The organism is Streptomyces asoensis (genome assembly GCF_013085465.1).
Lineage (GTDB): Bacteria > Actinomycetota > Actinomycetes > Streptomycetales > Streptomycetaceae > Streptomyces > Streptomyces cacaoi_A.
The window spans coordinates 18672-37986 of sequence record NZ_CP049838.1 but is presented as its reverse complement, the minus strand read 5'-3'; the positions used below and the strand labels follow the sequence as shown (position 1 = coordinate 37986).

Annotated in this window: 17 protein-coding genes, 2 pseudogenes and 1 riboswitch; of the genes and pseudogenes, 14 read left to right on the top strand and 5 right to left on the bottom strand. The window is 71.7% G+C overall.

Features of this window, described 5'->3' with window-relative positions:
- The 7 genes from G9272_RS00180 to ykgO all read left to right on the top strand — a co-directional run bounded on the left by G9272_RS00180 (window position 1) and on the right by ykgO (window position 5222).
- Window positions 1-369, top strand: coding sequence for a PPOX class F420-dependent oxidoreductase (locus G9272_RS00180; protein ID WP_171394606.1), 369 nt, complete (start codon window positions 1-3; stop codon window positions 367-369).
- Between the two features lie 110 nt (window positions 370-479).
- The gene (locus G9272_RS00175; protein ID WP_171394605.1) at window positions 480-977 is read left to right on the top strand and encodes a GNAT family N-acetyltransferase; all 498 of its coding nucleotides are present in this window, start codon (window positions 480-482) and stop codon (window positions 975-977) included.
- Window positions 978-1489: 512 nt separating this feature from the next.
- A riboswitch (ZMP/ZTP riboswitch) is annotated at window positions 1490-1575 on the top strand.
- Window positions 1576-1596: 21 nt separating this feature from the next.
- The gene (locus tag G9272_RS00170) at window positions 1597-2463 is read left to right on the top strand and encodes a bifunctional 5,10-methylenetetrahydrofolate dehydrogenase/5,10-methenyltetrahydrofolate cyclohydrolase (RefSeq protein WP_171394604.1); all 867 of its coding nucleotides are present in this window, start codon (window positions 1597-1599) and stop codon (window positions 2461-2463) included.
- Window positions 2464-3015: 552 nt separating this feature from the next.
- Entirely contained in the window at window positions 3016-4230 is a 1215-nt protein-coding gene (locus G9272_RS00165) for an MFS transporter (RefSeq protein WP_171394603.1), read from the top strand.
- A gap of 363 nt (window positions 4231-4593) precedes the next feature.
- Complete coding sequence (rpmG, locus tag G9272_RS00160; protein WP_171394602.1) at window positions 4594-4758, top strand: 50S ribosomal protein L33; 165 nt, start codon at window positions 4594-4596, stop codon at window positions 4756-4758.
- Between the two features lie 45 nt (window positions 4759-4803).
- Complete coding sequence (locus G9272_RS00155; protein ID WP_171394601.1) at window positions 4804-5064, top strand: type B 50S ribosomal protein L31; 261 nt, start codon at window positions 4804-4806, stop codon at window positions 5062-5064.
- Between the two features lie 35 nt (window positions 5065-5099).
- Window positions 5100-5222, top strand: a complete 123-nt coding sequence (gene ykgO, locus G9272_RS00150; protein ID WP_103547485.1) for a type B 50S ribosomal protein L36 — start codon at window positions 5100-5102, stop codon at window positions 5220-5222.
- A gap of 710 nt (window positions 5223-5932) precedes the next feature.
- Here the strand turns inward: ykgO and G9272_RS00145 are convergent.
- Window positions 5933-7711: a DMT family transporter gene (locus tag G9272_RS00145; protein ID WP_171394600.1), complete on the bottom strand. Its 1779-nt coding sequence runs from the start codon at window positions 7709-7711 to the stop codon at window positions 5933-5935.
- Here G9272_RS00145 and G9272_RS00140 point away from each other — a divergent pair.
- Window positions 7710-8204, top strand: a complete 495-nt coding sequence (locus tag G9272_RS00140; RefSeq protein WP_171394599.1) for an Lrp/AsnC family transcriptional regulator — start codon at window positions 7710-7712, stop codon at window positions 8202-8204. The two genes, G9272_RS00145 and G9272_RS00140, sit on opposite strands and share 2 nt — an antisense overlap.
- A 138-nt stretch (window positions 8205-8342) precedes the next feature.
- Window positions 8343-8624 (top strand): hypothetical protein, encoded by a 282-nt coding sequence (locus G9272_RS00135; RefSeq protein WP_171394598.1) that lies wholly within the window; start codon window positions 8343-8345, stop codon window positions 8622-8624.
- Between the two features lie 118 nt (window positions 8625-8742).
- Here G9272_RS00135 and G9272_RS44885 read toward each other — a convergent pair.
- Window positions 8743-9003 (bottom strand): annotated as a pseudogene (locus tag G9272_RS44885) (MarR family winged helix-turn-helix transcriptional regulator); the annotation flags it as partial.
- A 358-nt stretch (window positions 9004-9361) separates the two neighbouring features.
- Between G9272_RS44885 and G9272_RS00125 the strand changes: the two are divergent.
- Both G9272_RS00125 and G9272_RS00120 read left to right on the top strand, forming a co-directional pair.
- Window positions 9362-9769, top strand: a complete 408-nt coding sequence (locus tag G9272_RS00125; protein WP_253267626.1) for a contact-dependent growth inhibition system immunity protein — start codon at window positions 9362-9364, stop codon at window positions 9767-9769.
- 879 nt (window positions 9770-10648) lie between these two features.
- Window positions 10649-13195, top strand: a complete 2547-nt coding sequence (locus G9272_RS00120) for a hypothetical protein (protein WP_171394596.1) — start codon at window positions 10649-10651, stop codon at window positions 13193-13195.
- A 739-nt stretch (window positions 13196-13934) separates the two neighbouring features.
- On the opposite strand, the gene G9272_RS00115 is transcribed toward G9272_RS00120, so the two are convergent.
- A complete protein-coding gene (locus tag G9272_RS00115; protein WP_171394595.1) occupies window positions 13935-15695 on the bottom strand; it encodes a S8 family peptidase in 1761 nt (586 codons plus the stop codon).
- A 170-nt stretch (window positions 15696-15865) separates the two neighbouring features.
- Here G9272_RS00115 and G9272_RS00110 point away from each other — a divergent pair, with 170 nt between their 5' ends.
- From G9272_RS00110 to G9272_RS00100, 3 genes are all read left to right on the top strand, one after another.
- The gene (locus G9272_RS00110; protein WP_171394594.1) at window positions 15866-16216 is read left to right on the top strand and encodes a hypothetical protein; all 351 of its coding nucleotides are present in this window, start codon (window positions 15866-15868) and stop codon (window positions 16214-16216) included.
- Window positions 16217-16409: 193 nt separating this feature from the next.
- Window positions 16410-17051 (top strand): carbonic anhydrase, encoded by a 642-nt coding sequence (locus G9272_RS00105; protein ID WP_171394593.1) that lies wholly within the window; start codon window positions 16410-16412, stop codon window positions 17049-17051.
- 312 nt (window positions 17052-17363) lie between these two features.
- Window positions 17364-18101 (top strand): DUF4142 domain-containing protein, encoded by a 738-nt coding sequence (locus G9272_RS00100; RefSeq protein WP_171401753.1) that lies wholly within the window; start codon window positions 17364-17366, stop codon window positions 18099-18101.
- A 236-nt stretch (window positions 18102-18337) separates the two neighbouring features.
- Here G9272_RS00100 and G9272_RS46320 read toward each other — a convergent pair.
- Both G9272_RS46320 and G9272_RS00090 read right to left on the bottom strand, forming a co-directional pair.
- Window positions 18338-18457 (bottom strand): annotated as a pseudogene (locus tag G9272_RS46320) (fused response regulator/phosphatase); the annotation flags it as partial.
- A gap of 139 nt (window positions 18458-18596) precedes the next feature.
- Window positions 18597-19280, bottom strand: a complete 684-nt coding sequence (locus G9272_RS00090) for a TetR/AcrR family transcriptional regulator (RefSeq protein ID WP_171394592.1) — start codon at window positions 19278-19280, stop codon at window positions 18597-18599.
- Window positions 19281-19315 lie beyond the last annotated feature (35 nt).

Below are 19315 nucleotides of genomic sequence, written 5' to 3'. Positions count from 1 at the left end.
ATGACCGAATTCACCGCGACCGAACGCGCGTACCTGGTGGCACAGCGGCTGGGGCGCCTCGCGACGGTCGATGCGTCGGGGCAGCCGCAGGCCAATCCCGTGGGGTTCTTCCTGCAAGAGGACGGCACGATCCTGATCGGCGGGTTCGCCATGGGACAGACGAAGAAGTGGCGCAACCTGCGCAAGAACCCGAAGGCCGCGCTCGTCGTGGACGACATCGTGAGCCTGCGGCCCTGGACGGTGCGCGGGGTGGACATCCGAGGGGACGCCGAACTCCTCATCGGCCCCCACGAGTTGGGCCCGCACTTCAGCGAGGAGGTGATCCGCATCCACCCGAGGCGGATCCACAGCTGGGGGCTCGAGGACTAGCCGGACCCACCTCTGCCGCTCCTGTCGGCTCCAGGCCCCCCCGCGGCAGGCGCAGGCACTGCTACAGGCCCGTGGCGGCGTCAGGCACGGGCCCGTGTGATGCTGGCGCAATGACCGATCAACACGAGGTGGTCATCGTCCGCCGGCCGGGCCAGGGACCTCCAGCGGACCGGCTGGCCGAGTTGTTGGCGGCCTACCACCTGCGGACTCAGGCCGAGAAAGGCGAGGCCGTCGCCGATGCGGACGCGCTGCCGGACCGCTACCGGACAGAAATCTCGGACCCGCGGGCCGCGTTCGCCGACGACACCGTGCTGATGGCTCTGAGCGGCGGCACAGCCGTGGGCTGCCTCGTGCTGACCGCCCCCGCCGACGGACACTCGGAGATCAAAAGACTCTGGACCGACCCGGCATTCCGGAGCCGGGGTATCGCGTCCGGCCTGATCGGCGCCGCCCTCGCGCATGCCGCGGAAAACGGCGTCGGCACGGTACGCCTGTCGGTGTGGAAATGGCGCACAAGCGCCATCGCCCTGTACGAGCGGCTCGGCTTCACCACCGCCGAATCATGGGAGACACGGGATCAACTGCTCTGCATGGAGCGCGCCGTGTGAGCGGCCACACCAACGCGTTGCCGCCGTTCACGCATGCCCCGTACACCCTGCCGGCACGGACCCTGCCCGGCCGGATGCGCGGCCGGCCCCGACCAGTCGGGCCACCGGGACGGCCGTCGGGCAACGCACCGGCCGGGCGTGGCCGCTCCCTCCGCCGTGCGTGCGCACCGAGCCGGACTTCACCGAACGAACCAGGAACCCGCCCGCGCCCAGACCCCGCAGCGCCTGACGCATCCGTACGCCCACGGCGCGGGAATGCCGCCACGCCCGGCCGCGTTGTCCAGGACGTGGTCGTGAGGGGGACAGTGTCCCCGGGCCTCACCTATTGCCTGCGGGGACGATCGTCCGGGCTGAAGCCCCGCAGAGCCTTTCGCCGCGCAGGCGACCGCCCCTTCACGACCGCACCCTTCGTCCCCGCCCCTGGCCCCGGCCCGAGCCGGCGGGCCCCGGCAAGTCGCCTTCCGGCGCCGGACATTGACCGGGGTGAGCAGGCTGCGCGTCTACTACAGTGCGGTGTGGGCCGTGACTGGCGCTGAGGTGGAGCACCACCGGGGAGCGGTCTGACGAGACGTCGTTGCCGTGCGCCTGGGCGAGTGGTCGGCCACACCCGGAGGCAACGATGTCCGCGACTCAGACGGCCCAGCTCATGGACGGCACCGGTCTTGCCGGACGCATCGTCGAAGAGGCTGCCGCCAGGGCGGCACAGATCTCACAGCACACGGGGACCAGCCCCTGCCTGGCGACGGTGCTGGTGGGGGAGGACCCCGCGTCGGTCACCTACGTCCGGATGAAACGGGCGCGGTGCGCGAAGGCGGGTATCCGGTCCCGGCACATCGCTCTGCCCGCCGCCACCACGACCGCCGAGCTGATCGACACCCTCGCCGGCCTGTCCGACGATCCGGACGTGCACGGCATCCTGCTCCAGCATCCCTGCGGCCCGCACATCGACGAGCGAGCGGCGTTCGAGGCCATCGCTCCGCACAAGGACGTCGACGGGGTCACGGCACATTCCTTCGCCGCCATGAGCTTCGGGCTGCCGGGCTTCGTGTCCTGCACCCCGGGCGGCATCATGCGACTGCTGGAGGCCTACGACGTCGACCTCACCGGCCGGCGTGCCGCCGTGGTGGGCCGCAGCGCGATCCTCGGCAAACCGGTGGGGATGCTCCTGCTCGCCCGGGACGCAACGGTGACCTACTGCCACTCCCGCACGGCGGACCTGCCGGACATCATCCGGGAAGCGGATGTCGTGGTGGCGGCCGTGGGACGGCCCCGGCTGATCCGGGGTGAGGACATCAAGCCCGGCGCGGTGGTGATCGACGCCGGCTACAACCGGGGCAACGTGGGCGACGTGGACTTCGACGCCGCCCTGACCCGAGCCCGCCTGATCACCCCGGTGCCCGGCGGCGTCGGCCCGATGACCATCGCCGTCCTGCTCGCCCAGACCGTCGACGCTGCCGCGGACCAACTCGGCATCGAGCACCACTGACCCTTTCCTCGGGCACGCGCTCTCACCCGCTCTCCCGTCATCGGCCAAAGCCGCCGGATCCCTAACCGGCGGCCGCAGCAGCCGAACGAGACGCCGACGACCGCGAAGCCGGGAGCCGGCGGCCGGCGGGGCACGGGCCGGCCGCCCGCGCCCCGTCCATGACGACCGCGGCCGCCTGACCATTTCCCTTTCTCAAGCACCTGCGTGCTCAGCGCCGGCAACCGGCCGAAGACCGGCCCCCTGCCGCCCTCCGCAGCCGCGAGGTCGCCCGGCCGCCCTGCACCGCAGACGCCGCCGCCCGCAGACTGTCCCTGCGCGCGCCCGGGGTATGGCCGGCCCCGGAGCCGGTGTGATGCAGGCCATAATTGCTGTCGGCCGATCTTGGAATGCGTGGGCATGCGCCACCGCTGCACTGCTTGTGGGCCTTCCCTGCCCTGGGGGGCGCACCGGGCAACGGTGGCCGGCGCGAATGGCCACAGGAGCAGGACACCTCGTGGTCCCGCCTGCTCCGCCACGATCCGGACCGCCGCCCGCGAAAGGTACTTCCGCTCCATGCCACTGGCCCTGCTGGCCCTTGCCCTCGTCGCGTTCGGTATCGGTACGACCGAGTTCGCCACGATGGGGCTGCTGCCCCAGATCGCCGACGGGGTCGGCGTGTCCGTGCCGCACGCCGGCAACATCGTCTCCGCCTACGCGCTCGGCGTCGTCGTCGGCGCCCCGCTCCTGACGGGCATCGGCGCGCGCATCGCCCACAAACGGCTTCTGCTCCTGCTGTCCGCTCTGTTCGTGATCGGCAACGTCGCGTCCGCCCTCGCTCCCGGCTTCGGCCTGCTGTTCGCCGCGCGTTTCCTGGCGGGCCTGCCCCACGGAGCGCTGTTCGGCGTGGGCGCTGTCGTGGCCTCCCGGCTGGTCGCCCCCGAACGAGCCGGGCGGGCCGTGTCGAGGATGTTCCTCGGACTCACCATCGCCAACATCATCGGTGTCCCGGCCGGCACGGCTCTCGGACAGCAACTGGGCTGGCGCTACGCCTACTGCGCCGTCGCCGTGATCGGCCTCGTCGCGCTGGCCGCGCTGGCCGCCTTCGTCCCCCACCAGCCCCGCAGCACCCAGGCCGGCATCCGGCACGAACTGCGCGCCATGGGCAACCGGCAGGTCGCCCTCGGCCTGGCCACCGCCGTCGTGGGATTCGGCGGCTTCTTCGCCGTCTACAGCTACCTGGTGCCGATCCTGACCCACCTGACGGGCTTCTCCGACTCCTCGACCACCTGGGTCCTCGCGCTCTACGGCGCCGGAATGACGCTGGGCACGCTCATCGCGGGCCCGCTGACCGACCGCGCCCTGCGCCCGACGCTGTACGGAGGGCTCGCCCTGCTCGGCGCGTCGCTCGTGACGTTCTACTTCACGGTCCACAGCCCCGTTCCCGCCCTGGTGACACTCGCCTTCATGGGCGCGATGGGCGCGCTGGTCACCACCCCCGTGCAGATGCTGCTCATGGCCAAGGCGAAGAACGCCCCGACGATGGCGGCGGCCTCCAACCACTCCGCCTTCAACCTGGCCAACGCCGGCGGCGCCTGGCTCGGCGGCCTGGCCATCTCGGCCGGCTGGGGCTGGGCCTCGCCCGCCCTGGTCGGCGCGACCCTCGCCGCCGCCGGCCTGGCCCTCGCCCTCCTCGCCGGCCTCACCGACCGCGGGACCGGGTCCTCCGAACTGATCACGTCATCGGCAGCGCAGACCCCGACCGAGGCCCGGCAGATCCCGACGGCCTGACAGCGTGTGCCCGGTGGCGCGGTACCGGGCCACGAGGCCGCAACGAGTCCCGGCCCACGGGGCCGTGAGGCAAGAGGCCCGGCCCCGGTTGCTTCCCACCGGGCCGAGCCGGTGGCCGGGGGCACCTCCAGAACGAGGAACAGCAAGCACATTCCCCTAAAGGGTGGTGCTCGAGAGGCTCCGGAAGCCGTCGCGGTACAGCTCACGGGCGGCCCGACGGAAGCCGGCAGACAGCTGTGCCGAAGTGCCTGCGGCACCGGAGCTTCGCGCCGGCCGGGAATGAGGCGGCCGGAGAGGTTGTTGCACAGCATGAACCTGACATGCTCCGGTCAATCCGGGGGGTGCGGGTGAAAGGAGGACCTCATGGCACGCAACAGCATGCGTCCTGTCGTCACGCTGAAGTCGACGGCCGGGACCGGCGTCACCTACGTGACGCGCAAGAACCGCAGCAACGACCCCGACCGGCTCGTCCTGCGCAAGTACGACCCGCTCGCCGAGAAGCACGTCGCCTTCCGCGAGGAACGCTGAACCACGCCCCCGCCCCGGGCAGACAGCCACAGGTAAGGAAACCCCATGAGGCCCCGCATCCATCCCGAATCCCGGCAGGTCGCCTTCCGTGACCGCGCCGCGAACGCCCTCTTCCTCACCCGCTCCACAGCGGCCTCGGCCCAGACGGTCGAGTGGGAGGACGGCAACACCTACCCGCTGATCGATGTCGACATCTCATCGGCGAGTCACCCGTTCTGCACCGGCACCTCGAGGGTCGTGGACACCGCTGGGCGGGTCGAGCGGTTCGAGCGTCGCTACGGCCGCGCGGCCCCGGCCCGGCCCTGACCGCGGGCCGTCGTCCCAACAGGAGGAAGCAGACCATGAAGGTACGTAAGTCCCTGCGTTCGCTGAAGTCCCGACCGGGGGCCCAGGTGGTCCGCCGCCGGGGCGTGGTCTTCGTCGTCAACAAGAAGAACCCCCGCCTCAAGGCCCGCCAGGGCTGACAGCGCCCGCCCGCCCGCCCGTCCAGCCGGCCGCCCGCCCGCCCGCCCGTCCGCCCGTCCGTCCAGCCGGCCGGCCGGGCCGCACTCCCGGGCGCAGCCGGGCCGACCGAGCCCGGGAGTTGCGTCCCGCGCGTCCCCGAGCCGAGCCGGGACGGGGGCCCGCCCGCCCCCGCCCGCCCGGCCGGCGGACGGCCGGGCGGGGGCGGGCGGGAATGCCGCTGTGGTGGCGGGTGTTGTGCAGGACGTGGTCGTGAGGGGGACAGTGTCCCCGGGCCTCACCTATTGCCTGCGGGGACGATCGTCCGGCTGAAGCCCCGCAGAGCCTTTCGCCGCGCAGGCGACCGCCCCTTCACGACCACGCTCCTTCGCCTACGGCTCCGGGCCGGCGTCCTCGCCGGCCCGGAGCCGCACCCGTATCCCCGCCGCTGCCGCGCGGCCGGTCCGCAGCACCCGAGCCGGCCCAGCCGGGCAGAACACGGCCTGCCCGCCTGCCTGCCAAAGTGCCGCCACCCCGTTTGGGAAGCCGACGGTGTACAGGAGAGTCGTTCGTGAGGCCGGGACTCTTCGCGGCCGCAGCTCGAGCAGCGGCAGCCCCCGATGCCCCTGCCGAGGAATCGGCGGCCGCGTGATCATCCACGGGCGACTCGCCGCGTGCTTACGGCTACCGGGCCCGGGGAAGTGATGATCTCCATGACGAGCGCGATGCAGAACTACGGTCTCCTCTGGACCGACCCGGACGGTACCCCGCAGGCGTCCGCCGGCAGGTACGACAAGCGGTCCGCAAAGCACCGCCGCACCGAACTGAAAGCCGTGGGCTGCACCCGTGTCGAGATCGTGCCGGTCAGACCCGGCGAAGTTCCCGAGCCGGTTTCCTGAGCCAGGCGGAGCAGACCGGGGCGGGACGGCCTCGGCACTCGTCCGGCTGCCTGCCGGCGTCCGCGCCGGCGGCCAAGGTGTCGAACACCTTGGCCGCCGCGGCTGTGCGAAGTTGCACAGGCGTCGACGATGCGAGCGCCGCCGGCGTCCTCGCCCGCTACGGGGCGGAACTCGACGAGACGATGGCCGCCTGCACCGGTTCTCCCCGGCTGACGGCGACAGGCGACGCGGTCCGGATCGAACTGCGCATGGACGAGCCGTACTCCACCACCGCACCGCACCCGCGCTCCGTCTGGCGTGACCGGCACACGGACTACGGCCGGCTGCGCAGCCCTGATCCGCGACCGTACCTGCCGGGCCGGCCGGCCGGCAGGCGAACTCCTCGTACGGAGGCCGTTCGGCCGGCCGGCCGCGAACCCGCCGTGCAGCGCCGGCCCGTTGAGGGACTGGTTCGGACGGTGTTCCGGGCTCCGACCCGACCCGACCGGACCTGTCCGCCACCTGGTGGCCCTGCTGCCTTCGCACGGCCCCTGGTCCTGTCCGAGGAACTCGAGCGGCTTTCCCGCATTGCGCCTGCCGGAGAGCCCGGAACCGTCAGCGAACGTGCTACGGCAAGCGCGTGGATCCGCCGCCGCCCGTACGGAAGTACGGCTGCGGGGCATCGGTGCCAGGCACAGGGTGATCATTCCGGTGAGGATCAGCGCGCAGCCGGCCCACGCCGAGGGCGAGAGGCGCTCATGGAGGAGGAGCACGCCGATCAGGGCCGCGGCCACGGGCTCGGCGAGGCTGAGCGTCCCGGCCGTGGTGGCCCGCACCCGGCTGAGGCCCATGGTGAACAGCCAGTACGCGGCGGCGGTGGCACCTATGCCCAGCCAGCCGATCAAGGCCAGGGTGGTGGTGTTGTTCACCGGGGCGGCATCCTTGATCATCCAGGGCAGCAGAGTGAGAGAGCCCACCAGCAGCGACAGCGCGGAGAACGCGGGCAGGTGGGCAGCGGGAGCGGCGGCGGCCAGCTTCTTGGCGAAGACGGTGTACAGGCCGTAGCAGGTGCCGGCGGCCACGGCCAGGAGCAGACCGAACGGGTCCACGCGGGTGCTTCCCGGCGCCAGCAGGAGCGTGCAGCCGGCGACGGCCGCGCCGGTGCTCACCATCCAGGCGGTCCCCATCCGTTCACCGATCACCCACCGGGCGCACCATCCGGTCGCGGCGGGGGCGGTGCCCAGGGCGACCACCGTGGCCAGAGCCGCGCCGGTCCGCGCCACCGAGGACAGAAAGGCCACTTGGTAGATGCCCGTCGAGAAGGCGCAGATCAGCAGCGGACCCATGGCCTTGCGCGCGGCCGGCGCCCGAAATTTCCCCGGACGAATGGTGAACGCCCCGAGGACCAGGCCGCCCGCGAGCAGCCGCCACCCGCCCAGGGCCGCCGGCGTCATGGGACTGGCCGCCAGCACCTGGGCAGGGCCGACAGTGCCCCACAGCACCGCCGCCGACAGAACCGGAATCGCGCCGGCCGCCGGACTGTTCTTTCGTATGTCCATGACCGGCGAGAGCAGGAAGAAGTGCGACCACACTTCCCGCTCTCCACATCTAATTCGGCATAGAGTCGATTCCATGGAACTTGATGCACTGGATCGGGTCCTGCTCCGAGAGCTGCAGAACGATGCACGGCAGACCAACCGAGACCTCGCCGGCAAAGCCGGGGTCTCGCCCTCCACGTCGCTGGAGCGGGTGAGACTGCTGCGCGAGCGCGGTGTGGTCACCGGCTACCACGCTGCCCTGGACCTCGATACGGCCGGCCGCCCCGTCCAAGCGCTCATCTCCGTGCGCATCCGGCCTCCAGCCCGCCCCGTCATCGAGGGGTTCCGGGAATGGGCGGCGCGGCTGCCCGAGGTGATCGGCCTGTTCGTCACCTCGGGCACTCACGACTTCCTCATCCACGTAGCCGTCCCCGATGTGGACGGCGTGTACGCCTTCGTCATCGACCGCCTCACCGAACGCCGTGAAGTCGTCGACGTGCAGACGACGATGGTCTACGAGCACGTCCAGCCCCGCTGCATCGAGCCGGCCGGCCCGGACCGGCCCCGCTCCGCACGCAAAGCCTGCTGACCGGCCCCCTCGAGGCTCCCGTCCATGCGCGGTTCACCCACCGGTCGAGCCAGGCACCGACGTGGCACCGACGTGGGGGCAGCCGACAGGGGTCCTGGTTGGGATGCGGGGCCGTTCCCCCCGTTGGATGGTGGAGTCATGAACCAGCATCACCAGTCCCATCGGACGATCGAGATCGACACCCGGCTCGTCACGACCGGTGCCGTGCTCACCGCGGCCGGTGCCGCAGTGGCATGCGCCGGCATGGCCATCGGAGCCTTCGCCGTGTTCACGGCAGGTCGGCGCATGATCCGCGACATGGACGTGCCCCCGACCCAGCAGGCGGCCGCGAAGTGGCAGCAGGCCAAGGAGGCGTCCCGAGCGGGCATGCGGGCGTGGCAGTCCGCGTCCGACGTTCAGAACGGATCGCTCGCCCGCTAGACGAGGCGAAGCCGCTCCGCCGACACCGGGCCCAGGACCCGGCGCCGGCGGAGCGATGCCCGCTGTCCCGGACCACGCAGGTTCCCCACACCCGGATCCGGGTGGCCTGAGGCAGGTCTGCATCGGTGAGGCTGACCACCATGACCCGCCGGTCGTGGGGAGCGGGCGGTCTCCCGGGTGAGCAGTCCGGCCTCGGCATGCGGCGCAGTGACTTGGAGACGGTGGAGTGGTCGAGGCCGACACGCTCCAGCAGTTCTGCCTGTGTCCGGCCGTCGTGGTCGAAGAGCTGCATCAGCAGCAGTTCCTGTCCCGGGTGCAGGTTCAGGGCGCGCAGCATGGCGGCGGCGTGGCCGCGGTGGGCGCGGGCGGGCTGGAAGATGGCAGACCGCCGTCCGGCTGCCGTTCCCCGCGTATCCCACCGGCGAGGAGCACGGCTTTTGGTGGTTCCTGGGCCAGGACGTCCTTCTGCGTGAAGACACTGGTGCGGCCGTCCTGGCCCGCGGCCGGACAGCGGCAGACCTCGACCGCGTTTGTGACCTGATCCCGCCAGGCTCCTGCCGACCGGGCAGCCAGATCGGCCCGTCACAGTGTCTGGGAAGGTGCTGAACCGGTTTCGGCGCGAGCAACAGCATCCAGGAGCGCTTCGGAGCTGCTCCGTGTGTCCGGTGTTGGCCGGCAGGAGAACAGGGTGTCCGGTCTCGAACGACCTGAGACCGCGGTTGCGCGAGAATCGCCTGGTGACTGTATCCATCGACCGTAGTCGGTCCCTCGAGGAGCTCGAACGTGATCGCTGGCAGGCGCCCCCACCTGACGCCACCCGTCTCATGTCGAGGGTTCATGCCCTGCGGAGCCGGCCGGTCGGGACTCTGACCGTCGAGGACCTGCGCCTGCTGATCAGGCAGGACATCGGGCTGGCGGTGCTTCTTCCGCTCGCGGTGGAGGTGCTTCGTGACAATCCGCTGGCCGAAGGCCACATGGGCGAGGGCGATCTGCTGTGCGCAGTCCTGACCAGGAACTCGGCGATCTGGAGCGCTTATCCGGATCCTGCAAGGCAACTGACCTTCATCGTCGGCGGCCTCTCCGGCCTCTCGCCAGACCTGCGAAGCGAGGTCGAGCGGTTCGTAGGCGCCGTCCAGAATTCCTGACGCGGTGCAGTGCCTGTCGCCGACTACGGGGCTGTCCACCGAAGACGCCCGTGGGTCCTGGTTGTCAGGCCGGGCAACCTCAGGTGTGCTGGCGCCCCGGACAGGTGATGACGTCGAATCGTCCGTGCCCGCATGGCGGGTGGCTGTAGGAGTGATCTCTGGCCTCGCCCCGGTGTTGCGTCGGGGGTCAAACCTCGATGCGCCGTTGCCACCAGGGCAGGTGTCGTGGAGCGAATGGATCGTTGACAGTGCGCTTTGGAACGCGTGTGTCGATCGGCGCCAACGCAGCTTGCAACTCCCTTTGCAACTCCCTTCGAGCACGGGGACGGAGGCTGCAAGTTGCAACCGAACTGGGCGATTTGTCGGTTCGTGGAGGCGGACAGTCCTCTGATGACGGTCCGCCTGAAGTGCCTGGTGTCCCGCAGCGGCAGCTGGGACCTGATCTCGCCCGGTGTCCGGCGGGGCATGCGGACTTCCCGAAAGTGCCGGTGTTGGCAGGTACGAGAACGCCGGCCCTGGTGACACGGGGTGTTCAGGAGCGAAGGCGTCTGGGCCAGCGGTCGGCGATGGCCCGCAGAGCGGGGGGGCGTCTTGGTCCAGCCGGTGCCGGAGCCGCCGATGAGACAGCGGCTTGAACCAGCGTCGGGGTGAAGGTGGGCTCGCGGTCGCCGAAGTGGTCGCGCCTGCCCCGACGGCCGTTCGTGAGCCCGGCCGGGGGCGGCACCGGCGGGTCGGCGCCCCGGCGGAAGCCACCGCGGCACCGGCGCCCCGGCGGAAGCCACCGCGGACTGCCCGCCCGTAGTGGGCCCCTGCTTCCGGGCGTGTCGGGTCGGCGGGCTATCGTCCCGCTGCTTGTTCCCTTTTTCTCACAGGAGCCTCATGCGCCTCAGACAGGTCTCCCTGGTCGCGACCCTCTCGCTCGTGGCCGGCCTGACCACCGCCACCGTCGGACTGGCCGGCTCCGCGGTGTACGCCGACGACACGGCCGCGCTGCCGCTGTCCGGTTACGCGCACTTGGTGGTCGACCCCGCCCACCAGCACGTCTTCGTCAGCCAGGGCGCCGGCTCGACCGGCATCGTGGTGACCGATCTGTCCGGCACCCCGGTCACCACCGTTGCGGGGGAGCAGGGCGCCACGGGTCTGGCGCTGTCGCCCGGCGGCGGCACGCTGTACGCGGCGCTGGCGGACGGCGGCGCGATCGCCGCGATCGACACCGCGACGCTCACCGAGACCGCCCGCTGGTCCACCGGCGCGGGCAGCTCCCCGGTTTCCGTCGCGGTGGCGGGCGGCCGCGTCTGGTACGGCTACACGGCCGACGGCAAGGGCGGCATCGGCTCGGTCGACCCGTCCGCGCCCGCGCCGGCAGCGATCCCGCAGCCTGCCCTGTCGCAGTGGACGACCGCACCACTGCTCGCCACCGGCGGCGGTGTGCTCGCGGCCGAGGAACCGCAGGGCAACCTCAGCCACGTGGCGACCTTCGGCGTCGCTTCGGGCACGGCGTCGGTCAAGGCGGACACCCTGGTCCACGGCGGCACGGCAACCGGGCTCGCCGTCACCGGCGACGGCACGCGGGTGCTGCTGGCCGCCCCGCAGCAGCCCGCCCTGCGGTCGTACCGCAGCACGGACCTCGCGGCCGCAGACCCCGCCGCGTACTTCACCGGCGGCTCCGGTTCCGCGCCCGGCTCGGTGGTCGTCGACACCGACGGCACGGTCGCCGCCGCCGGCACCTCCGGCGTCTACCTCTACGCCGGCACGAGCACCCTCGCCGAGAACCACCTGACCTTGCCGTCCGGCACGGTCGCCCCGGACGGCCTGGAGTGGGGCGCCGACGGCACGACCCTCTACGCCGTCACCAAGGACCCCTCGGGCGCCTACAGCCTGAACGTGCTGGGCGCCCCGAAGCTGACGGACAGCGAACTCGTCCTGCGGCACCCGCAGTACGCGGTGCCGACCGAGCGGTACACGGTCAGTGGCTCGCTGAGCACCCGCGGCCTCCTGCCGGCCGGCGCCGCGCTGAAGGTCACCCGCGACGGCACCGCCCTGCCCGACACCACACTCGGCGCGGACGGCACGTTCACGTTCACCGACCTCCGGCAGGACGAGGGCACGCACACCTACCAGGTGGCGTACGCCGGTGACGCCACCCACCGCCCCGCGGCGGCCTCACTGATCGTGAACGTGGCGAAGCTGCCGACCGATGTCGTGGGCACCGACATCACCTCGGCGACCCCCGGCTCGGTCGTCCTCACCGGCCGCCTCATGGCCCAGCTGGGCCTGGGCACCTTCCCGCAGGGCACCACCGTCCAGGTGGCCCGGCGCGACGAGAGCACCCAGCAGAGCGTGCCGCTGGGATCCGTACCCGTGGACCCGACCACCCTCCGGTTCACCGCCACCGATGTCCCGGGCGGCGCCGGCTCGTTCATGTACGTCTTCACGTACGCCGGGGACGCCACCCACCAGCCGTCCGAGAGCGGCATGAGCCTCGTGGTCGCCCCGTACGCCCCGGCGCTGACGCTGAGCGCCCCGGCGGCCGCCGTCCGAGGGGCGGCCCTGTCCTTCGGCGGCAAGCTCGGTGACGGCCCGTACGCCGCCGGCCGGACGGTCACCGTCTCCCGCAAGGACGCCGCCCACAGCACCCCGGTGACCTGGAGCACGCCGGTGGCCGCCGACGGCACCATCACGGTGAAGGACACCCCCGACATCGGCGGCGCCAACACCTACACGGTCACCTACCCGGGTGACGCCTCCCACAAGGCGGCCACCGCGGTCGCCACCGTCCAGGTGTCCCGCGCGGCGACCGCCCTGACCGTCACCAGCAGCGCGCCCTCATACGCGTACGGCGCGACGGCCACCGTCACCTCCCACCTGGGCACCACATACAACGGCCGCACGGTGTCGATCTACGCCACGCCCTACGGCGGGGCGAAGACCCTGGTCACGACGGGCACCGTGGACGCCTACGGCAACCTGAAGACCACCTACAAGGTCACCCGCAACACCACCTTCACCGCGTCCTTCGCGGGCGACTACCGCTACGCCCCCGCGACGGCCACCCGCGCCGTCAACGGCTACGTGAAGATCGCGACGGCCCTCGGCGGCTACTACACGAGCACCACGTACAGCGGGAGCACCTACCGCGTCTTCCACAAGACGGTGAAGCCCACGGTGACCGCGACCGTCATGCCCAACAAAGCCGGCCAGTGCGAGCGCTTCCAGGTCCAGCGGTACTACAGCGCCGCCTGGCACACGCTCACCACGTCGGGCTGCTACGCCCTGTCGCCGACGAGCAGCGCGAAGGCACAGCTCAGCCTCACCAACGCGCTCAACCAGAAGTTCCGCGTCCGCTCCAAGTACGAGCGCTCCACGAAGGACCTCGGCAACGTGAGCACGTGGGGCGGCTGGCTCTACTTCGTGGTGCGCACCTGAAACCCGTGACCTGGCCGGAGGCGGTCCGGACGACGCCAGGCTGTGCCCGCCGTGTGCAGCCTGGCGTTACGTGGCCCTGGCCCTGCTGGGCCAGGGCACGGGCCCGTTCCAGGCGCCGGTGGTGATGGTGCCGGCCCGCCGGTGGTAGGAGCGGCACCGCGACTGGGCCGCCGGTGCGGCGGCCGGCCTGGCCGGGTCGCTGGTGGTGTTCGTGCTGCTCGGCCCGCTGCGCACACCTGGACCGGCTGGCCGCGGACTCGCCGGCCGCCTGCGCGGGGGCGGCGACCGCGCAGGTCGTGCTGACCGTCGGGTCACGGCTGCGCGCCAAGGCCCGCCGGGAGCAGAGACCGGCCTTCGCCCGACTGCAAGCCGCGATGGGCTGGGGGAGACGGCCCCGCGCCCCGTGGGGACCGCCGCAGCGATCCGCCGGACGCCCCTCAGGGCCGCGGCGCGCGCGGCCGTGTCCGCGCCGACCGTACGGTCGGCGCGGACACGGCCCTGCAGCTCCTCAGGGAGGCGCACGGTGAGCCGGGCACCGGCCCCAGGCCGTTCGCGGCCTTCCCGGACGCCTCCGGCATGGCGGCCCCGGCCGCGGCGTTCACCGCCGCCGAGGCCCCTGTGCCCTCTGCCGCGCAGCGGTTCCAGCCCTGGCCGGCCGCAGCCCGCCTCGTCCGCGGCCGCGGACAGGGAGCTGCCGTCGGCGCACAGCGTGCCGACGCGGGCGTTGCCGGGCCCTGCGTCAGAAGGTCAGGTTCCAGGCGTCGATCTTGCCTGTGTCGGAGGCGGCGTTGTCGTTGACGCGCAGTTTCCAGGTGCCGTTCGCGACCTCCGAGGAGGCGTTCACGGTGTAGGTCTGGGCGATGTTGTCGGCGCTGCCGCCGGCGTGGTTGTGCAGCGTGTAGACGGTGCCGTCCGGCGCCACCAGGTCGACCTTCAGGTCACCGGTGTAGGTGTGCTTGATGTCCACACCCACCTTGAGGGTGGCCGGGGCGTTGCCGGTCACGCCGGTCACGGCGATCGGGCTCTCCACGGTCGCGTTGTCGTTGACGGCGAAGTCCGCGAGGTTCTCGAAGTACTTGCCGGGCGGCGGGGTGGTCCCGACGGCCTTGAGGGCGTCGGCCTGTCCTTCGCCGAAGAACGAGTTGCTGGCCGTCGTGCCCGTGCAGCGGCTGTCCGAGGGGCAGGCGATGTCGTTGGCCTGGGCGGCCAGTTTGGCGCGGATCTGCGCCGGGGTGATGCCCGGGTCGGCGCTGGCGATGAGTGCCGCCACGCCGACCACGTGCGGGGTGGCCATCGAGGTGCCGCTCTTGCTGCCGTAGCCGCCGCCGGGGACGGTGGAGTACACGTTGCTGCCCGGCGCCGCGACGTCGATGACGCCCTGCCCGTAGTTGGAGAACGAGGCCTTGGTGACGCCCGTGCCGTTGGCCGCGACCGTGACCACGCCCGGCAGCTCGGTCGGGATGTCGAGGCAGGCGTTGGTGATGGTGCGGGTGACCGGCGTCGAGTCGTTCGGGCTCGCGGAGTCGGTCGTCTTGTGGGCGAGGTCGTAGTTCTCGTTGCCCGCCGCGGCGATCTGGAGGGAGCCCTTGCCCTCGGCGTACTCCTGGGCGCGCTTGACGCCCTCGATGATGGCGGCCTGGTCGATGTTGTCCGGGCAGTTGAACTGCCACGGGTCCGTGTAGTAGCTGTTGTTGGTGACCTTGAAGCCGTGGTCACCCGCCCAGACGAAGCCGCAGACGGTGTTCTCGGCGAAGAAGAAGGCATTGCCCGGCTCGGCGACCCGGACCGCGGAGATCCTCACCCCGGGGGCCACGCCGACGACGCCCTTGCCGTTCTTGGCCGCGGCGATGGTGCCCGCCACGTGGGTGCCGTGCGTGTCGACGTCCCGCCAGGCGCCGGCCCGGGTGTCGGGCTTGCCGTAGGCGCAGGAGACCGAGTCGGCCGCGTCGAAGTTGGGCGCCAGGTCCTGGTGCCGGTCGTCCACACCGGTGTCCAGGATGCCGACCTTGACCGAGGCGGAGCCCGGGTTCACGGCCCAGGCCTGGTCGGCCTTGATCTGGCTCATGTCGGCCCGGACCGGTTCTCCGGCCGGGGTCGAGGCCTGGGCCGGATCGGCCGGGAGCGCCGGGTCGTAGGCGTCGGCCGGGACGTCCGAGGTGCGCGTGGCGCCGACCTGCTGCACGCCGGCGACGCCGCGCATGGCGGCGGCGAACCCGCTGGACGCCGAGTGGGCGACGATCACGCCGATGGCGTCGAAGTCCGAGAAGACGGTGCCGCCGTTGGCCGCGATCGCGGAACGGACCGCAGAGCTGTCACCGGGGGCGGTGATCACGAGGTAGGCACGCGTGCCGGCCACCCAGGTCGCACTCCGGGAAGCCGGCACGGCGGCCGGAGCGTGGGCCTTGGAGGCCGACGCGGTGGAGGGGGCGACGGGGAGCGTGCCCGCGAGGGCGCCCGGGGCGCCGAACGCGAGGACGGCGCCGAGCGTGGCCGCCAGCACCAGCGTGCGTCTGGGTCGGCCGGATATGGGGGGTATCAATGCGTCCTCCGAAGACGGCCCGGCCGCGCTGAGGGCACCGGCGGGGCCGTACGAAACGAATGGTGGATGCAAGATGTCAGGTGCATGCTCCTGTGCGGAAGTACCTTTCCGTGCAGGGACGTCATAGGGGCATGGCTGAAAAGAGACACACTCCGGGCATCGAGGGGTCGAGGCACCTCGGGAGCTCGGCGACGCCGACCGCGCCCTGGCATGCGCCGCCGACCTGGCGCCGGCCGTGCTGCCCGCACCAGAGCCGGACCCGACCCGAGGCGCTCCCCGGCCATCGCCGCCTCGAGGCCGTTTTGTACGAAGGGCCCGCGGCCCGCATCCACATCACCTACGACGGACCCACCACCGTCACCGATCCCCTCGTCCCCGGCGCCCGAGAGCAGTACGCCACCGTCGTCCTCGGTGGTCCAGGGCTGCCCCGCCCTCGTTCGGCCGACAGCGCGGGCAGCGCCTCGCTCGTTGTGCGGGTATGAACGACACGCAGGGGGTTGTGGACCAGTGGCCACCCGGGGCGGGGTCGCAGTGCCGCGCGCTGAGGTCCCACCTCGAGACCGCTCTCGCCTGGCGCCTGGGGGTAATGCCCCAGCCCTTCGGCGTGGACCTCTCCGACGAGCTGAGGCAGGGCCAGGCGATGCCATGGATGGTGCCGGCTCCTAGGCTGCGGTCATGACCGGAATCGAGGCCCCGACGCCCCGCGAGGCTTTCGCGCTCTTGCTGGCCGGAAACCAGCGCTTCGTCGCCGGCGCCCCTGAGCACCCCAACCAGGACGCCACCCGCCGCGCCGAGATCGCACCGGCCCAGCAGCCCTTCGCCGTCCTGTTCGGATGTTCCGACTCCCGGCTGGCCGCTGAGATCATCTTCGACCGCGGCTTGGGTGACCTGTTCGTCGTGCGCACCGCGGGCCACGTCATCGGTGCGGAAGTGCTGGGCAGCATCGAGTACGGGGTGGACGTACTGGGCTGCCCGCTGGTGATGGTGCTCGGTCACGATTCGTGCGGCGCGGTCGGCGCGGCGTGCGCCGCGCTGGAGGACGGCATGGTGCCGGCCGGGTACGTCCGAGACGTCGTGGAGCGCGTGACCCCCAGCGTGCTCGCGGCGCGGGCCGCCGGTCGGGTGGAGCCGGAGGAGATTCTCGCCGAGCACATAAGGCACACCGTCGACCTGCTGCTGGACCGCTCCCGGGTGCTCGCCGAGAGAGTCGCCGCCGGGCAAGCCGCCGTGGTGGGGCTGTGCTACCGCCTGGCTGACGGCAGTGCGCAGCTCGTCGCATCCCGCGGCCTCGACGCAGCGGTGCCCACCGCGTCCTGACATCCCCCAACCGTGGCTGCTCAGCGTGAGCCGGCCGCGGTCGCAGGGGATCCGCATAAGTGGATGAGGACCCCGACCAGCCCCAGGGGGCGGCCTCACCTCCGCACCCTCGTCGAGCTCGATGCCTCCGGCTTCAGTTCGTTCCCTTTGGGGGCCTAGAGGCTCTTCCTGTGTCCTGCCTATGAAGATATTGCTGGGTCTGCTGAGCCGGAATGGTGCCGCGCGCGTAGTTCTCTTCGTCCGCTCCCCATCGGGTGAGCAGGTCAGCGGATTTCCTGACGGGCAGGAGGACTGGTGCAGCTTTCGCGGAACATGGTGGGCACTGTCGTCGTAGGGGGCGCACTGACCCTGACATTGGGTGCGCTGGCCTACCCGTCGATGCTCGGACTTGACACCGTGTCGGCTTCGGGCGACCGGATCATCGCCAACACCCAGTGGGGTCCGTTCACCGAGGGCGACCGCGCCTTCGTCGTGGCGGTGCGCGCAGCCGGTCTGTGGGAGCATCCTGTCGGGCTGATCGGGCTCCAGAAGGGGCAGAGCAAGGGGGTCCTCACCGCCAGCCAGCACCTGGTCGACGGGCACGCGGCGCTGGACGAGACCTGCCGCAAGATCGCGCCACTGCTGAACGTGACCCTGCCCAACATAGCCAGTCCGCAGCAGGAAGGGTTCGTCAACACCCTGAAGGCGGACCAGGGCAAGCAGTTCGACGTCGACTTCGCCAACATCCTGCGCATGACGCACGGTTCGATCTTCAACACGGTGGCGAAGATCCGCTCGACGACGAAGAACACGCTGGTGCGCGCGCTGGCCGACCAGGCCAACGACACCGTCCTGGACCACATCACGGTGATGGAGCAGACCGGCCTGGTCGACTTCGACACCACGCTGTTCACCCAGACCACCCCGCCGAAGCTGCCCAAGTCGGACATGACCCCGCCGGTCCCGCCCGCCGGCCAGCCGCTGGTCGTCCTGCCCCCGCCGGCGAACGCCACGTCCACCCCGGTGGACCTGGGCCCCGCCATGAACGGCCCGGCCGCCAACGGCAGCTAGGCGACCGACAGCAGGGTCCACGGCGCCCGGGGGAGGCGGATGGCCGCCGGCCGGTGGAGCGGGCCGATCCGGTGCCAAGGGCACGCGCCGACGACCTCGGTCGGGACGGGTGTGCTCAGCCGTTCGCTGCCGGGCAGGTGAACCAGCGGCGCGGGGTCTGACGCCGCGGTGGCTGCGGGTCTTGTTCCATGAAGGCGCAGAAAGCCGAAGGGGTGGTTCTGCGCCCACCGGTTGTCCCAGTCGAGGCGGAGTGCCGCTAGGTCATCGGTGTGACGCCCGGCGTTCAGCGCCTGGGTCTCTTTGATGAGGCGGTCGACCTGGGCGGCCGGGTCTGTCGGCGGCAGGCTGCGGATCAGCTCCGCGCCCGCACCGCGCTCGCGCCATGGGCCATTGCTTTCGGTGACGCGTGTGGGGTGGGCGTTGACGCACGGTCGCACTCGGCCGGCGTCTGGCATCACCGGACGGCGCCGTGATCGGTGGGCGAGCCGGTGGTGGTCAGCTGCTCTTGTCCGGCACCGGTGCATCGGTGGCCGCCGGGCCGGCGCGGAGCATGGCCCGGTAGAGGGCTTCGTGTTCGGGCGGTTCGGGCAGGGGGCCGCGGGCCGGGGCCTCGAAGGACTGGATGAAGAAAGCGACGACGCGCCGCCAGGCGTCGGGGGCTGCGTCGCCGGTGGCGTTGACGACGCCGGCGTTGGCCATGTGGAGCAGCACCAGGTCCGAGGGGTCGAAGTCGTCGCGCAGTCGGCCTGCGGCCTTGGCGCGGTGGATGAGCCGGAGCATGGCCTCGTACGCCTCGTTGCGCCGCTTCTCCAGGGCTTTTGCGGTGGGGAAGGTCGTGGTCAGGACGTCGGCGAAGCCGTAGTCGGCTGCCTGCATCGCGCAGGCGGCCTCGATGTAGCCGGTGAATCCGTGCCAGGGGTCGGGGTCGTCGAGGGCGGTGGCGACCGCGTCGGCGTAGGCGTCCATGCGGTCGGCGAAGACCGCGGCGACCAGGTCCTCCTTCGTGGGGAAGTGCCGGAACAAGGTGGCGATTCCCACTCCCGTCTCGCGGGCCACCGAAGCCATGGAGGCGTTCAGGCCGTCGCGGGCGAACACTGCGCGCGCGGCGGCGGTGATCCGTCCCCGGTTGCGTTCGGCGTCGCTGCGCAGGGGCTGGGTGGTGGTGTCGTCCGGGCTCATGGCGTCAGTCTAGCGAACCGGAATGCCCTATCCGG

Coding starts and splice junctions, on each gene's coding strand:
- G9272_RS00180 (WP_171394606.1), top strand. CDS start 1: ATGACCGAATTCACCGCGACCGAACGCGCGTACCTGGTGGCACAGCGG.
- G9272_RS00175 (WP_171394605.1), top strand. CDS start 480: ATGACCGATCAACACGAGGTGGTCATCGTCCGCCGGCCGGGCCAGGGA.
- G9272_RS00170 (WP_171394604.1), top strand. CDS start 1,597: ATGTCCGCGACTCAGACGGCCCAGCTCATGGACGGCACCGGTCTTGCC.
- G9272_RS00165 (WP_171394603.1), top strand. CDS start 3,016: ATGCCACTGGCCCTGCTGGCCCTTGCCCTCGTCGCGTTCGGTATCGGT.
- rpmG (WP_171394602.1), top strand. CDS start 4,594: ATGGCACGCAACAGCATGCGTCCTGTCGTCACGCTGAAGTCGACGGCC.
- G9272_RS00155 (WP_171394601.1), top strand. CDS start 4,804: ATGAGGCCCCGCATCCATCCCGAATCCCGGCAGGTCGCCTTCCGTGAC.
- ykgO (WP_103547485.1), top strand. CDS start 5,100: ATGAAGGTACGTAAGTCCCTGCGTTCGCTGAAGTCCCGACCGGGGGCC.
- G9272_RS00140 (WP_171394599.1), top strand. CDS start 7,710: ATGGAACTTGATGCACTGGATCGGGTCCTGCTCCGAGAGCTGCAGAAC.
- G9272_RS00145 (WP_171394600.1), bottom strand. CDS start 7,711: ATGGAATCGACTCTATGCCGAATTAGATGTGGAGAGCGGGAAGTGTGG.
- G9272_RS00135 (WP_171394598.1), top strand. CDS start 8,343: ATGAACCAGCATCACCAGTCCCATCGGACGATCGAGATCGACACCCGG.
- G9272_RS00120 (WP_171394596.1), top strand. CDS start 10,649: ATGCGCCTCAGACAGGTCTCCCTGGTCGCGACCCTCTCGCTCGTGGCC.
- G9272_RS00110 (WP_171394594.1), top strand. CDS start 15,866: ATGGCTGAAAAGAGACACACTCCGGGCATCGAGGGGTCGAGGCACCTC.
- G9272_RS00105 (WP_171394593.1), top strand. CDS start 16,410: ATGACCGGAATCGAGGCCCCGACGCCCCGCGAGGCTTTCGCGCTCTTG.
- G9272_RS00100 (WP_171401753.1), top strand. CDS start 17,364: ATGGTGGGCACTGTCGTCGTAGGGGGCGCACTGACCCTGACATTGGGT.
- G9272_RS00090 (WP_171394592.1), bottom strand. CDS start 19,280: ATGAGCCCGGACGACACCACCACCCAGCCCCTGCGCAGCGACGCCGAA.